This is a genomic window from Variovorax sp. F042, assembly GCF_057814215.1.
The window spans coordinates 138,179-153,861 of sequence record NZ_JBVASX010000013.1; the positions used below are offsets into that span (position 1 = coordinate 138,179).

Annotated in this window: 7 protein-coding genes; 2 read left to right on the plus strand and 5 right to left on the minus strand. The window is 62.2% G+C overall.

Annotated features, from left to right (window positions below; all coding sequences use genetic code 11):
* The first annotated feature begins 2 nt into the window (after positions 1 to 2).
* Positions 3 to 1,835: an ABC transporter ATP-binding protein gene (locus tag ACZYSP_RS28940; protein ID WP_093080258.1), complete on the plus strand. Its 1,833-nt coding sequence runs from the start codon at positions 3 to 5 to the stop codon at positions 1,833 to 1,835.
* A 45-nt stretch (positions 1,836 to 1,880) separates the two neighbouring features.
* On the opposite strand, the gene ACZYSP_RS28945 is transcribed toward ACZYSP_RS28940, so the two are convergent.
* From ACZYSP_RS28945 to ACZYSP_RS28965, 5 genes are all read right to left on the minus strand, one after another.
* A complete protein-coding gene (locus ACZYSP_RS28945; protein WP_093080255.1) occupies positions 1,881 to 2,693 on the minus strand; it encodes a hypothetical protein in 813 nt (270 codons plus the stop codon).
* Positions 2,694 to 2,734: 41 nt separating this feature from the next.
* Positions 2,735 to 4,438, minus strand: a complete 1,704-nt coding sequence (locus ACZYSP_RS28950; protein ID WP_093080459.1) for a ShlB/FhaC/HecB family hemolysin secretion/activation protein — start codon at positions 4,436 to 4,438, stop codon at positions 2,735 to 2,737.
* Positions 4,439 to 4,514: 76 nt separating this feature from the next.
* Positions 4,515 to 5,234 carry a hypothetical protein gene (locus ACZYSP_RS28955; RefSeq protein WP_256216935.1) on the minus strand — a complete coding sequence of 240 codons (720 nt, stop codon included), beginning with the start codon at positions 5,232 to 5,234 and terminating at the stop codon, positions 4,515 to 4,517.
* A gap of 73 nt (positions 5,235 to 5,307) precedes the next feature.
* Positions 5,308 to 6,090, minus strand: coding sequence for a hypothetical protein (locus ACZYSP_RS28960; protein WP_093080253.1), 783 nt, complete (start codon positions 6,088 to 6,090; stop codon positions 5,308 to 5,310).
* Positions 6,091 to 6,099: 9 nt separating this feature from the next.
* Positions 6,100 to 15,159: a beta strand repeat-containing protein gene (locus ACZYSP_RS28965; RefSeq protein WP_489017927.1), complete on the minus strand. Its 9,060-nt coding sequence runs from the start codon at positions 15,157 to 15,159 to the stop codon at positions 6,100 to 6,102.
* Between the two features lie 292 nt (positions 15,160 to 15,451).
* Between ACZYSP_RS28965 and ACZYSP_RS28970 the strand changes: the two genes are divergently transcribed.
* On the plus strand, positions 15,452 to 15,658 hold the full coding sequence (locus ACZYSP_RS28970) for a hypothetical protein (RefSeq protein ID WP_093052689.1): 207 nt from the start codon (positions 15,452 to 15,454) through the stop codon (positions 15,656 to 15,658).
* The last annotated feature ends 25 nt before the right edge of the window (positions 15,659 to 15,683 follow it).

Sequence of the window (15,683 nt, forward strand, 5' to 3'; positions counted from 1 at the left end):
GCATGCAGGCCAGCGACAAGACGAACAAGAAGACCGGCCCCGGCAACGCCATCCGCGAGCTCTATGCCGCCCTGTGGCACTTTGCGGAAGGCGCGCGCGGACAGCTGCTGGCGGCCACTGCGCTGCTTGCAGCTTCGCAGCTGATCCGCCTCACGCTGCCGTACCTCGCGGGGCAGGCCATCAACGCACTGCAGCGCGGCGAGCTGAACACAGCCGGCCACTGGATCGCGGCACTGGTCGGGGTGGCCGTTGGCGCATGGGTGCTGCACGGCCCGGGCCGCATTCTCGAACGCAACGTCGGCGTGAAGGTGCGCGAGACACTCGCCGACCAGCTGTACGCACGCATCGCAGCCGCACCTCTCGCCTGGCACGATGACCACCACTCCGGCGAGCTGCAACACCGCGTGCATCAAGCCGGCCGCGCGCTGTCGGACTTCGCGCAAAACCAGTTCATCTGGCTCACCAACGCCGTCAACTTCGTCGGCCCGCTGGTCGCGCTGGCGCTGCTGTCGCGCACCAGTGGCGTGACAGCGCTCGCGGGGTATGTGCTGATCGGCCTCGTCATCGTGCGCATCGACCGCGCGCTGATGAAGCTCGCGCGCGCCGAGAACGATGCCGACCGGCGCTATGTGGCTGTGCTGCTCGACTTCCTGGGCAATGCCTCGACCGTGATCGGCCTGCGCCTGCAGGGTGCTTCGCGGCTGCTGTTGCGGCGACGCATGGCCGCGATCTCGCTGCCGCTGAAGCGCACCGTGGTTCTCAACGAAGGCAAGTGGTTCGCCGTCGACCTCATGGGGCTGGCGCTGACCTGGGGGCTGGTGGTCATCTATGTGTGGCAGGCGCGCGCGCCCGGACAGGCCGTGATGCTGGGTGCGGTGTTCATGATTTATCAATACGCGCAGCAGGCCGCCGGCGTCGTGACTTCGGTCGCAGCCAACTTCAGCTTCTTCGCGCGCATGCACACGGACTACAGCAGCGCCGAGCCGATCTGGCAGGCGCCATCGGGAAACGAAGCGATGGCCACGCCGCCCGAGCAGGTGCCCGAGCGAGAGCGGATAGAGGCCGATGCGCCGTGGCGGCAGTTGAGCATCCAGGCGCTGCAATGGCGCTATGCGCCACGCGGCGCTTCGGCCGAAGAAGAACCCGGGGTTGCCGAGCCCGTGCGGAGTGGCCTGCACAACGTGGCGCTGACACTGCGCCGCGGCGAACGCGTCGCCCTCGTCGGCCCGAGCGGAGGCGGCAAGAGCACCCTGCTGCGCGTGCTGGCCGGGCTCTATCCGCCCGACAGCGGCACGCTGCTGCTCGACGGTCAGCCCGTCGATTGGGCACAACTGCGCCGGCTCGCCACGCTGATCCCGCAGGAAACAGAACTGTTCGAAGCCAGCGTGCGCGAGAACCTCGCCTTCGGCCAACCGCGCGACGACACGCTCCTGCAGGCCGCGCTGCACACAAGCACTTTTGACGAAGTGCTGAAGGCGAACCACGGCGACCTCGACACCGCCGTGTCGGAGCGAGGCTTCAATCTTTCAGGCGGGCAGAGACAGCGGCTGTGCCTTGCGCGCGGCGTGCTCGCGGCGCAAGGCAGCTCGCTGCTGCTGCTCGACGAGCCGACCAGTGCGCTTGATGCCAGCACAGAAGCCCGCGTGCTCGGGCGCATTGCCGATGCGTTTCCGGATGCCTGCCTGATCGCGTCGGTCCACCGGCTGAGTTTGCTCGAGCGGTTCGACACTGTGGTGCTGATGGAGGCTGGACGTGCAATTGACCATGGGCCGTGCGAGGAGGTGTTGGCGAGGCAGCCGCTGCTGCGGCGGATGACAACGGCTACCGCCCACTAAACGGAGCACACCTCGAAAACTCGCAGGAGTGCGAAGAAGCGTCCGTCACCACAGCCTTGCTTTGGTTTGCACAAGCGTATCGACACACTGCGCCAAAGCCTTGGCGCGTTCCTCGCGAATGCGCTGCCAATTGTCGGCCCGCCAGGCGGCCCAATCTGCCGGCTCGGAACGATAGGAGCAATTGGCTGGAATTGGCGGAAGGCCGAACCGCAGGCTCGCCAAGGCCAGCCCGGCGCTGAACTGCAGGCGATACAACTCGTCGGTGCCCGACAGATTCTCATAGACCAGTCGCCACACGCCAGGATTGATCGGTGCATCGGCCTCGGCCGGCAACTGCGCCGCAGACTCCATGTCTTCACGCGTCCATCCGCTTTCGCGACGGCCGCGCTCCAATTCAGCCCACGCCCGGGCTGCATACACGCGGGTGGCGACCTCACCGAGCACTTCAGGCAAATCCTTCAAGCCCGGGTTGGTGGCCCATGGTTGGCCCACGAGTTCCGGAACCGGGTCACCGACCAGATCATCCTTGGAGAAGCCCTGCACCGTACCGATCACAGGTCTCCCCACGATGGCCGAGACACCGACGCGAAGCGCCACCTGCGCGGCAACGGCATTGCCCGTGTGATCGCGGCGCACCACTCGCAACGGCTCGAAGTCTTCGGGATAGGACTTGCCACGCAAACGCACCTGCGTTTTGCCCACAGGCACGATGCCATCGGGCGCCGCATAGCTGCTCAGGGCGGGCGCCGAGGCGGCCGCTTCGCCTGGCTGGCTCGCGTTGAGCGGTGGTTGAGTCACGCATGCGGACAACAGGAGCGCAATGCCCAGCCCTGCGAATCGCGTGGCAACAACTTTCACGCGCGCCTCTTCCTTCGTTGCTCTCACTGAAATTCCCCTAGTTAAAAACTTGCGTTCAGATTGAAGCCGAGCGTCACCTTCGCAGTGCGATATCCCTCGGGCTTGCTGATCGGCGCACCGACGAAGAAGTCGTAGCTCAGCTTGCTCCACTGGCCGCGCACGCCGATGACTGCGCCGGCAAGGCTGCGGCCCAGAAGATCAATCGTCGACCGTCCGCCAACATGGCCGTAGTCCATGCCTGCATACAGCTCCGCCCCGCTCTGCCCCATGGCCCACCCGATGTCGTTGCGGATGAGCCAGCCGCGTTCGCCCATCAGGCTCGTCTCGCCATCGAAGCCGCGCACCGTGTAGCGCCCGCCGATAGCGAAGCGGTCTTGCGGCGTCAACGGCGTGCGGTTCCACTGGGCGCGGATCAGGCCGGAGTAGCGCATCTTCTGCTCGCCGAGCTTGAACGGCGCGTTGAGAGTGACATCGGCCGTGTACAGCTTCAGACGCGAAGTGCCCTCACCGAACTCTTCTTCCGGCGCAGCGCGCGAACCGAAGCCACCGGTGCCGCGCTTGTAGGCCAGCGTGCCTTCGAGCGTCGCCTCGCCGATGAACTCCTTGTGGTTCAGGCTGAACTCCCAGCCACCGACCACGCGGTGCTGCACCTCGACCTCGGTGTCGTCCACGAAGTTGCGCGACTCGCGGCGCCAGCCCTTGACCGCCACCGTCGTCTTGCGGCTCTGGTCGCGGTAGAGCAGGCGCGAGAGCTTGACCTCGGCGTTGTTTGACTTGCCGGCGTAGACGTAGTCCTGATTCAGGCCGGCCACGCTCTGGTGGTACTGGCTATTGGAGGCGGTGAAGCCCAGGAGCCAGTAGCCGTAAGGCAGCGAGTAGTGAACGGTCTGGCCTTCGGTGCCCTTGGCCGGGTCGCCGAAGACGCGGTTGTTGATGTTGTGGTTGGCGCTGACGTAGAACAGGTCGTTCAGGCCGAAGGGATTGTCCAGCGACAGGGTGGCGCCGGCCTGGTAGCGGCCTGTGGCTTCGGTGCCGCTGTCGTCGAGGCTCAGTGCAATACGCCACTTCTTGGATTGGACGTACTTGACGACGAGGTCGCTGTCGCCGGGTTTGGCGTTGGGGGCAGTCGAGGGCTCGATCTGGATGTCGGCTTCGGCGGTGGGGGCGCGCTTGAGGTTCTCCAGGCCTTGCTCGATGTCGCGCAGGTTCAGCAGATCGCCGGGGCGTGCGGGAATGGCTGTGGCCAGCAAGGCGGAGTTGCCGAGCAGCGTGGACGAAGAGTCGGGCGTTGTCCGAATGGCTGCAATGCGGCCGGGCACCAGCGAGAGGGTCAGCGTGCCAGCAGAGAGATCCTGCGGCGCAGCGAGAACGCGGGTGGTGACGAAACCGCGTGCGATGACGGCTTGCTGCGCGCGCGCGAGGACCACATTGACACCAGTCGTACCGAGGCAGCGGCCAACTGGCGAATTATTGCCCTCGGGGCCTGACAGATCGGCAACGGCCCATTGGAAGGATTCGGACTGTTCACCAAGCAACAGCACGCGGTCAATGCGGAAGCATGGAGACTCGGTCTCAGGGATGCGTTGCACCGGCGCTGGCGGAGCGGCCTGCGGGCGCTGGTCGACGGTGCGCTCGTTCTGCTCGCGCAGCGCACGCTCGCGCTCTTGTTGGCGCTGCTGTTCGACGAAGGGTTGCGGCGTGGTAGGAGACTGCTGGGCCAAGGCTAGCAGTGGACCGGCCGCCATGACAGCAGCCAACGTGTTGCGCTTCAAATCAAACTCCCTCTCTACTTGACCAAGTTGATGGCCAAGACTCACGTAGTCAACGGACGGTGACCGCGGCCTTGGGCACCGGCGTAGTTTTTTCTCTAATGTTTGCAGCGATCTTTGCTGCCAAAGCATCGACCGCGACGTCGTAGCTCTGCGCAACCTGCTGCGGACGGTCATACAGTTCGTTGAAACTCGACCAGTGATGACGAGGGTCTGCCGGAATGCTGCCCGACGTGCTTCCATCCGCGTCAGCGCCATAGCGAATGTCCTCGCCATAAATCTCATCCCCGCTCGATGGGTGCAAGAGGAAAGCGCTCAGGTTGACGCGCGGGACGTAGTCCAGCGAGAAACGAGCGGAATACATGCCGACCTCGTTGAGATAGATGTGCAAGACGGGATCGTTCGTCGGCAAGCGCGAATAGTCGATGCTGTCCGGCGAGTCCGCAGGTCTCACAACCCCTTCGAGCGCCTGCACGTCATAACCCTGAGCGGTCAGTTCACGCACCAGCGCAGCCGTCAGCTTGGGCCCCATGTCTTTACGCACTGCTTCCATGCGCTTGTCGAAGTCCGAGCTCTTGATGCGGTCGGCCAGTGACTGCCACAAGACGCCGAGCGGGATGCTCTTGTTCTCGGTGTACATCTTGGCGATTGGAGCTACGGGGATCACCATGATGCGTGTCACCGGCTCCGGCTGCGCAGGTGCGACGGGAGATCGGGCACAGCCGACCAACGCGCTGAACGCAAGAAGAGAAGCAAAGAAGCTGATGCGCATAGAGAATTTAATCAAAAGGTAGAGTGCATCCCCAGCAAGCTGCAAGCTTTGCCAGGTAGCTTTCTTAATTAAGTCATTCGTACAGAATGGCTCTTAATTCTTCTTGAAGCCTTTTTGACTCCTCATCATTGAAGCAATCTTTCGCCGCCTGCAATCGAACGATTCCATTTTCGAGAAGAGAGAAATTCAAGCTCTTTGATGCCTTCACACGATTTCTCCGATCCTCGCCGACACGTTCCCAGAAAGCGTCCCCAAGCCACATCGTGCTTCCTATCGCCTCAACATACCCTTGCCTTAGTGACCAGCGACCAGGATTTTTGCTGATATCAATGATCTTCTGCTCCAATGGGGGAGGCAAGTTGTTGGAGATCAGCTTTAGATGAGAGTACGTCCTTTCGGCGGCTTGATATTGCAGCGGATCTGATGCATTTTGCCAAAAATCATATTCCACATCGGAAATCCACGCTTGCACAAACTCTCCAAACCCTAAGAAAGGCTGCACCCAGTCATCCCAAGAAGTTGCTGCAGCACCATTGGTCAATTCCTCGATGAGAACAAAACTATGCTCCATCGAGCTGACGTGGCCGAAGCGAAATGCAAGACTTTCGGTCTTTAGGGTATGACTCCATTTTCCCGTTGATGCTATTTCCGCTTCCACCTGCCGAGAGTCGCTCAGGCCGGAGGCAGTAGTAAAACGATCCGGGATTTTGAGTTCCCTCAATTTGGCCGCAATAATACGGAACACCTCCACATCCTTCACTGTGGCGTCTTGAGCCTCTCGAATCAGCCCTTTCCCCTTAAAGGACTCGACGGAGGCGACATGTCGCAGCTTAAAAATGATGCTTAGCTTTTCCATTTGAAGCCTTTACTGATATTCTTTAATAATGACAGTGACATTGTTTTGCCTGCCATATTGAATCAGGGACTGTGCCGCTGAAGCGCCTCCTGGTTGAACGCGTATATCGAGAACCATATTCGCAGGATTTCCATTAACCGTTGCCCCATTTGAGCCGAGTTCATAGATGTGTTGTTCCATGCGCTCGACCCAAGTTGCCCCTCTTGTGTCTACAGATTTTAAGCTGACCAACGTATTGCCATTTTGAAAATCAACCAACGGAAATTTTCCGTTGTTCAGCTGTCCGATATTGAACCAATCCTTGTACTCGGTTTGTGCGAGATTGGCTTCGATCAAAATACCTCGATCTGTCGGCCGCAAGTTCCAAATATTTTTGGCTTGCGCCAACGCAAGCGTTGCGCCGATAAGTCCATCGTTGGGTGTGATGGTTGGGCCGCCGTAATACGGAATATCTCCTGCGCCGTAGCCTCCACCAATCACGTGACCGGTGGAGTCGAGATTGATCGTCTGGTTGCCGCCGGTATTATTTCCATAGTCGGGAAGTGTTGTTGTATTTCCCGTATTTGATAATCCATAGTTGGGCAAGCCTCCGGCTCCGTACCCCCCTGTTCCGTAATCAGCCGCAGAAGGGGCATTGCCCACGAATGCATCCCATGCGCTGATCACTCCCGTGACAACAGCGCGCGCAACGATTTCGGATTGCGCCACCGTCAGTGCGCCGTCAACGCTAAGGCCAGGATTTGCGGCCTGAAGCTCGGATACCCGCGCGGACATTTGAGCTTGGATAGCCGCGGCGCCCACCGTACCGATACACAAGCGGGGGAACTTGGCGCACGTTGTTCCGACAGCTCTCGCCACCTGTCCGAGTTGATTGTTTTCCACCGCATTGCCGCCGGCCGCAGCAGCGATGTCTGCGCTTGCTTGGTTGCCCCCTACCAGTGCGCCTGCAATACCAGCCATCAGTTGTCCGAACTGAATGGTCTGGGCTGCGAGGTCAGGGTTATCCGTCGGGTTGTAGAACTGCCCCGTCAAGTGACCGACCGTCGCACCGATGGCCCCTGCCGAGCAACCATCACCCGCGCTGCCACCGTATCCCGCGCCTGCTCTGCCTGCCCCCACCAGACAACCCGCGATCGCGTGAGCCACAGCGTTGGAGAAGCCTTGCACATTTCCACCAATCCACTGTGCACTTCCTGACGCCGCAGTGTTCAAGAGGCCGTTGAGCAGGCCGTTCTTGATTGCGTCCTCCACGCTGGTGCCGTTGATCGCCGCACCGACGATTCCCGCGGTTGCACCATTGAGCAGGTTGCGCGCAAGAACCTGTGACCATGTCGCAGTGCCTGCCGCTGCACCAGAAGCATTCCAGCCCTGTATTCCCAGACCGATATTCAATCCTTGCACGGCTCCCGCCGTGGCCATGGCCGCCAGGATGTCCTTGATCGTGCGGCTGGAGCCCAACTCGCGTAATGTGGCACCAATATCCCCGTTGTTATTGATCAAGCTCACCGCCGCGTTGCTGGCCAACGCGGACAGGCCGGCATTGGCCGCCGCTCCGGCTGCTGAGCCTTGCGCCGCGCCGACAAGTTCAGCGCCGTAGCCCCAAGACAACACCGAAGCAACAACCGTCACCACGGCCGCGCCCGTCTGTGTCAAGCCGCCCTGATGCTCGGCCCACTGGCGCTGCGCGACTGGCACGCCTTCCCAATTGATCTTGCCGTCCAGCGAGCGGTCATTGCTCAACTGCTTGACCCATTCGGTCCCCGGCTGATTGCTTCCGATCACCTGCGCAAGGGCTTGCTGCAGGCTTTGCTGCGGCAGATACATCGACGGTTGACCATTCGGGCCCGATACGGGGGTCGCGTTCTGACCGACCTGCACGTTGATCTGTTTGGCGTCGACGCTCAGATTCGGACTGTTGATCTGGGTGTAGTTGGCCGCTTCGACATGTGCACCGGTGTCAGCCGTTCGCTGGTACGCCAAGCTGCGTTGCCCCCGGGACTGGCTGACCTCGGTGGTCGTGTTGACTATGCCGAAGTTGAGATTGCCCTCCGGGGCACTCAACGTCACACCTTGCCCTGCGTTGATCGTCGGAGCAATGAGGTTCAGGTCGCCCGTATTGGCCGTGATGTTGACGTTGCGCCCCTCCAAAGTGGCTGAAGCCAGACTGGTTTGGTCTACACGGTTCGTGACATTGCTGCGGGTGTTCAATCCGCTCGCAAGCGAGTGCGGCATTTGATTGGGCGCTATCGACTGGGTTCGCGTCTGTGAGCCCGTACCGGCGCTGGTCTGATTCAGGCCACTCATCACGGTCACGCTGCCGCCATTCACGTTCAGATCGCCGGCAGCACTCAGGTTGCTCGCGTAGACGTTGACCTGTTCCTTGCCCGTGACGTTAACGTTGCCGCCCGTGCTCTTGATGTTGCTGGCTCGTTCTGTGCTCGCATAGAGGCTGGCTTGATTGGCCCCGGAAGTGGAAAGATTTCCCTTGCCGTCAACGCCCGGCATGGAGGCTCCCGAGAAGGCCGTCGCCACGCCCAGGTTGACCACGGCGCCCAGGCCGCTCATCTTCTTCTCGCGGGTTTGCTCGACGTCGGCCTGTCGGGTATCCACGGAGGAAACGATGTTGACGTTGCGCCCCGCCTTCACGGTAATGTCGCCAGGAGCAGTGATGTCGCTACCGACGATGTTCACGTCGCGCCCACCATCCAGCTTGACGGTGTTTCCGCTGAAGGTGCTGGCCACGGTCGCATCCGTCTGCAGGAGGCCATTCGTGGTGGTGCGTGTGGAGCTCAACCCCGAGCGCCGATTCGAGATTGCCGTGAAGGCAAGAGCCGATGTCTCGCGCCCAGATTCGATCAGGATGTCGTTGCCGGCGTGCACATTCAGTTCGCCGCCCGCGCTGACTGTTGCCGCGCGGGCTGTCACGTCGTGCCGCGCGTCGAGCGACACATCTCCCGCGCCGCTCAGACGAGTGCCAACTTCCGCAGTATTGACCGCAATACCAGAGACATTCTTGCCGATGGCTGTCACGGTCGTTGCGGTCGTGACCGTGCCCAGATTGATGTCGTTGCCGGCAGTGAACGAGGTCTTGCCGGTACCCGCGTTGGAAATGATTGCTCCAACGAGATTGATATCGTTGCCCGCGCTGGCCGTCAGAACTCCGCGAGGGTTGGTCACATAAAGGCCGGCCACGCGGTCGATGATCTGATTGCCCGGAGTCCCGGCGGACGTCGTGGTCCGAACGTTGATGTCGCGTGCCGCTTCGAGTGTCAGCCGGTCGCGGGCATCCATCGTTCCACCGATGTTGTTGATGTCCCCGGCCGCGGTGATCGCGACGGTGCCCCCGCTGATTCGGCCACCCAGGTTGTTGACGGTGTTGGCATCGATGGTCACCGACTTGCGGCCTGCGATGGTGCCGGTGTTCAAGAGATCGTTGCCTTTGCCGGTGATGTTCACGGCGTTGGCAGAGAGCAGCGCCCCCGAACCGTCGATGTCTCCCGGCAGCACCCGCACGTACACCTGCGGCACGAGCACCTGCTGTGTCGTTCCGTCGGGCAAAGTGACGGTCTGCTCGACCAGCCAGACAATATCGCTGGTGAGTTGTGCCATCTGCGCGGCAGTCAGTGCAACTCCTGGACGAAGTCCGTACTCCTTCGCAAAGGTCACGCCCGCATTCATCAGGGCGGTGTACTGATCTTCGTCGTTGTTGAACCCGTCCAGATACCGGTAGCCCGTCAGCTGAGCGACTTGCTCGCGGATGAGTTTCTGTTCATAGAAACCGTCGCCCAGGCGCTTGAGGGTGTTGTTCGGATCAAGCCCGAAGCTGTTGAGCAGATAGTCGCTGCTGAGCCAGTTCCGATAGTTCGCAAACCGTGGGTCGGTCTCGATCAGGTAGTTGCCGCCAGCCTGCGTCCGGAACAGGCTCGCCTGCGGCACGTTCAGGTTTGGCGTGCTGGTGCGCACCACCGTCGGGACGGTCCGGGTACTTCCGGCACTGGTGCCGACAGATGCACCAGCCCCGGAGCCGCCCGTGCCGATGACCGTGCCCACGTTGGCCGCAACCTCCACGATGGTTCCCGAGCCTGAACCGCCGCTTGCACCACTGGCCCCGCCACCGGTCGCATTGCCGGACCCTTTGGTCGCGGTGCCGGCGTTGTAGCCCGTGGTTGCATTGAGATTCGGTTGGTACTTGTAGGCGCCCAGTGCGATGCTACGTGGAGGGACCACCAAAGGAACGTTGACGGCCTGCACCTGCCCCTGGTTGTTCACCACGCTCGCCAGGCCCGACACAGTGACCGAGCCGGTGAGCTGGCTGGACTGGTAGTCGTTAGCGGTGATCGTTCCCCCCGCGAGCACCTGGCTGTCCTGGTTGTATAGCCGACCGTTGACCGTCATGTTTCCGCCCGCGATCAGATGCGCCGGATCGGCGTTGATCGCGGTGTCCGTGACCGTGGTGATGTTGTTGGTCCAGACACCGTAGCCGCCGATGCCTACGAGTTCGCCCGTGTCCTTGCGGTAGACGAAACCGTTGACCGGATCGAGGTTGACTTCGTCGAGCGTGTATTGGGTTGTCCGGCCGATGCCGCTACCGACGAGCGTGACCGGTGCCACGCCGACCAATACGCTCGAGACCGAGGTGGGCGTGCCCAACTGAATATGCACGTCGCGGTTGTTGACCTGCGCCATCGAGATGGACATGTTGCCCAGCGACTGGATGTCTGCGCTCAGATTGTCCAGCGTGCCGCCCTGGCCTGTGGCCTTGCGGTTCGCGTCGAGCGCGCCACCGATGGCCATGTTGCCGCTGCTGAAGATCAGCGCATGCTCGCGGTTCGTGAGGTTGCCTACGCCGATGTCCAGGTCACCGCGCGAAGCGATGGTCGCGGCGGTCGTCGTGCCACCAACGGTCTCGGTGTCGTTGACGAGGGTGCCGGCGCTGATCGAGACGGCGTTGCCGTAGATGCGGCCTGTGCCGATGTTGTTCAACGTGCCCGTATTGACCTGCGTGTTGCCCTGGCTGTCGACTAGGCCGCGGTTGTTCAGCGTGCCCGCATTGACGATGGTGTTTGTGCCCGACATCTCGCCCGTGGCGGTGTTGTCGACCACATTGCCATTGACCGTGAGCGTCTGACCTGCGAGCAGCTTGGCATTGTTGGTCAGGTGGCCGGTCGTGCCATAGGTGAGATTGCCGCTCACGCTGACATCGCGGTTGTTGACGATGTCCTGCGTCAGCGCGATGGCCATGTCGCGGCCGGATGTGAAGCTGCCGTCGTTGCTGAATTTCGCGGCATCGATCTGGAGGCCGTTGCTGGCTGTGAGCGTACCCCCGGTGTTCACGACGTTGAGCGTCTTGGCGCTCGGATTGGCTGCGTTCGGATCAACGATCTTGAGGGTATCGCCCGCCGACAAGAGCCCGCCAGCGGAGTTGTCCACGGTGCCGCCACCGGTCACCGCGAGGGTCTGCGCGGCGCGCACGGCGCCCGTCTGATTCCCAAGGTTGGTGGCGCTGATTGCGACGTTCGTGCCCTCGATACCCTGATCCGTCCCGCCGGTGTTGGCGTTGTTGACAGTGGCGGCGCTCAGCGTCGTGGTGTCGCTGGAGCGAAACAGGCCGCCTACGTTCTGGATATTGCCGGCATTGACCGTCAGGGCGCCGACCGCCTGGGTCTGGCCGCCGCTGTTGTCGTAGGTCACGCCGTTCGTGTTGATCGTGACCGCGGCCTGTCCGATGATCTTTCCGCCAGCGGTGTTCGAGAAGCCCTGTGTGTTGGCCGTGAAGGCCCCCTTGGCGCCGATGAAGCCCGCGCTGCTGTTCACAGCGCCTGCACTGAGTGTCAGCATGTCGGCACTTGTGATGCCGCCTTGGCCGTTGGTGTAGCCCGATGCGTTGGCGTTGGTGAGTGCCTGGCCATTCGTGTCGATGACCATGGTGCCACCACTTTGCACGAGGCCGGCGTCGTTGTTCAGCGCACCGGACTTCACGTCGACAGTGGTGGTCGCAGCTATCGTTCCCTTGGCGCTGTTGTCCAGGGCATTGCCATGCGTGTCGATGGACAGGCTGTTGCCGAAGACCTTGCCGCCGGCGCTGCTCAGGCCACCATTGTTCAACGTAGTCGTGCCACCGGCTTGCAAGGTGCCGCCAGTGTTGGTCGTGGTGCCCGTGGTCGTGACAGCCAGATTGCCATTGACGGCTGCGGCCGTTCCCGCACTGTTGTCCAGACTGGCGGCGGTGACCGTGGTGTTGCCGTTGGCGGCCAGCGTACCGCCTACGTTCGTGGCTGCACCCGAGACGGTTGCATTGAGGTTGCCGACGGCCGTCAGGTTGCCAGCGTCGTTCTTGAGACTGCCTGCCTGAATGGTGGCATTGCTGCCCGCCAGAATCTGGCCCGCCGCGGAGTTGTCGAGCAGACCGGTGACGGTGAGATTCAGGTCGGAACTGCCCGCTGCCTGGAACTTGCCGCCCTGGTTGGCCATGGAGCCCGCGTTGGCGGTGATAACGCCATTGCTCGCGACGGTTCCGCCGTTGTTGACCAGGGCTCCACCGACGTTGAGGGTCGTGGTGCCTGTGCCTGCCTGCACGATGCTGCCACTGTTCTGGTTGCTCAGGGAGCCGGCCAACAGATTGATCTGTTGGGCGTAAGCCGTGCCGCCGTCCTGATTGAACATGCCCGTGAGATTGACGGCCAATGCACCGTTGCCGGTGATCTTGCCATTCGCGCCGTTGAAGCTGCCGCCCGCGATGGTCAGGGTGCCGGTGCCGGCATGATCAATCTTGCCGTTTGTGTTCGTGATGGACGCTGCCTGGAGTGTCAGGTCCTGGCCGTTCGTGGCAATGTGGCTGTTCGAGTTGTCGATGCTGCCGCTGACGGCGAGGATGGTCGCGCCAGTGCCGGTCTGGACGATCTCGCCGCCGTTGGTGTTGGCGATGTTCGAGGCATCGATCTTCAACCGAGCGGCGTTGAGCTGGCCGGCGCTGTTGAGCAGCGTCTGGCCGGGCTGCGCGTTGGCGGTGATGGCGAGCGTACCGGGCGTAGCGACAGTGGCGCCACTGGTGGTCACGTTGCCTTGGGTGGCCGTGATCATGATGTCGGATGCGCCGGTCTGGCTGCCGGAGAGGTCGACGGAAGCACCCTTGAGCGTGGCGTTGCCGCCTGCGACGTTGGTGCCGGTGGAGGTCAGGGCCTGCGTGGCCGTGACGTTCATGTCGCCGGTACTTTGAAGATTGCCCTTGCTGCCGTCGAGGCTGCCGGTCTGCATCGTAAGAGTTCCGCCGCTGGCGATATGGCCATCGGTGTTCAGGAGTTGCTGCCCGACGGTGAGCTGGGCATTGCCGCTGGCCGAAGAAATGGTCCCTTGGCTGTTGTTCAAGGATTGGCCCGAGACACTGAGACTCTGGTTCGAGGTCAACGTGCCCGAGGTGTTCTGGATCGCGCCGACAACGCTGGCTGTCAGTGCGCCGGTGGCGGAGATCGTGCCTCGTGTGTTGTCGGCGTTGCCACCGACCGCGAGGTTTGCATTGCTGTCGCTGGTCAGCATGCCGTCCTGGTTGTTCAGGTCACCCGTGGTCGTGATATCCAGGCTGCCGGCGTGCAGGGTGCCCGTGCTGTTGTTGAAGGTGCCGAGATTGGCCGTGAAAGCGCCCGAGATGTTCAGCGTGCCCCCTGTATTCTGGAAGCTCGGCTGGTTGAGCGACATGCTCGTGACGCTCAGGGCTCCCCCGTTGTTGACCAGGTTCGCTGTCTGCACCGTGATCGGGCCACCTGCGTAAACCTTGCCGCCATCGTTGCGGATAGCACCTGCGGCTGTGAGGCTGCCCGGTTCAATCGGTGCTGCTGCTGGTGTTGAAGTGCCAGCGGTTGTCGTGCTGCCGGTCGATGCGGTGGTGCCCGTCGAGCCACTTGAGCCCGAGCTTGGCGTGGCACCTGCACCGGTGCTGCCGCTGCCAGTACCGGCTGTCGAAGCAGGCACAGGCTCGCTGCCGATCCACCCATCATTGGTGTTGCTGATCGTGGGGGCCGCAAGCGCGAGCGACGCCATGCTGGTCTGGCGGATCGTCCCCTGGTTGACGATGTCGCTGCCGGTGCTGGCAAGCTGCACGCTCTGGCCCTCCAGCGTGCCGGTATTCTCCAGGCGACCGGACGCCGTGACGACCAGATTGCCGGCGCTCGCGCCGATGCTCCCGGCGTTGCGCACACCCAGTCCAGCCTCTGTCCCAATCAGCGAAATCTTGTTCGCATACATGCCACCCAACGCCGCAACGTCGAGCGCAAAGGTCGGAGCAGCACCAGTGCCTGATGTCGGCGTGACCTGGCTGTGATCGGCGCTGATCTCGTTCGCACCAGTCACCACCTTCAGCTCACTCGCCCAGATACCAGCATTGACCTGCACAGCACGCGCCAGGATGGCCGCGTAGTCGGTCTTGCTCGCATCGAGCCCCGCGCCGTCAATGGTGACAGTGCCGCCACGAACCAGGAAGCTGTCGAGCCCCCCGATCGCGTTGAACTGCGGCGTTCCGGTGGTGAGCGTCGCCCGCGAGGCGTTGATGAAGCCGCCTCCGTCCACGCTGATGCCGGCCGGGTTCGCGATGATCACTTCGGCACGCTGGCCACCCACTTCGATGTAGCCGCGAAGCTGGCTCGGCGAGCCGCCGTTGATTTCGTTCAGGATGATGCGCGCCGGCCCCGTTGCGAGGTAAGGATTGCCTTGAACGAACCCGCCCAGTTGGGTCTGCACGTTCACCCGGCTGTTATTCAGGATGGCGCCGTTCGCGCCCACATTGAACTGGTTGTAGACGTTGCGCGAAACGCCTGCGGCCGAAGGAGTCTGGATGTTGACCAGCGGCACGCCGTTGGGCGCCAGCAGCACCGTCGGGCGAAGATTGCCCGGCACATTGGGCGCGCCGACGATCTGTGCATGTGCCGACGTTGCCATCAGCACGCCGGCGATGGCCATGGCGCCCGCTGCGGTCGTCGCCTTGCTCGCACCCTTGCCGGTACTGGTGGCCGTCTCCTGGACCACCATACGCATACCTCTGGCCGCATTGAAAACAACGCGGTGCAAGTGCCGATTCATGTTTAGCGCTCCCTCAAATCTTTGTTAATCCGCAACACATTTGTGTCTAGACACGCGTTGCAGGGGCGCGATTATGGGATAGCGTTACATCTCAGCAAGGTATTTAGTCACGCTTTGTAAGATTACGTCGAAGGTTTTTCGGGCGATGTAATGCATATGAATTACTTGGCTGCGCCGCCACCGCATGCCGGTGAAATTGCGCCCGGATGCCCGGCGTTTGCCCCGCCTTCGCGCAGCAGCCGTCGCCGCCGACCTACAGACAAGACTCTCCCGCCGCGCCATGGTGAAACCCATGACACACCCCATCGAACTCACCATCGAAGAACCGTTGCCGGGCGCCTTTGTCTGGCAGCTGCTCGAAACCGATGACAAGGGCACGCACCCGCGCGTGCTGCGCAAGGCGTATGACGCTGTGGAGAGCTATGAACTGGCGCTCTCGGCCGGCCAGCGTGCGCTGCAAAGCGAGATTCGGCACCGCGCGCCTGCCGGGCACGGTTGATTGAATCGCTCACGGCGCCTTCAAG

Bases quoted from the DNA above. Each gene is read 5' to 3' on its own strand.
- ACZYSP_RS28950 (WP_093080459.1), bottom strand. From the start codon at position 4,438: ATGGCGGCCGGTCCACTGCTAGCCTTGGCCCAGCAGTCTCCTACCACG.
- ACZYSP_RS28955 (WP_256216935.1), bottom strand. From the start codon at position 5,234: ATGCGCATCAGCTTCTTTGCTTCTCTTCTTGCGTTCAGCGCGTTGGTC.
- ACZYSP_RS28970 (WP_093052689.1), top strand. From the start codon at position 15,452: ATGACACACCCCATCGAACTCACCATCGAAGAACCGTTGCCGGGCGCC.
- ACZYSP_RS28965 (WP_489017927.1), bottom strand. From the start codon at position 15,159: ATGAATCGGCACTTGCACCGCGTTGTTTTCAATGCGGCCAGAGGTATG.
- ACZYSP_RS28960 (WP_093080253.1), bottom strand. From the start codon at position 6,090: ATGGAAAAGCTAAGCATCATTTTTAAGCTGCGACATGTCGCCTCCGTC.
- ACZYSP_RS28940 (WP_093080258.1), top strand. From the start codon at position 3: ATGCAGGCCAGCGACAAGACGAACAAGAAGACCGGCCCCGGCAACGCC.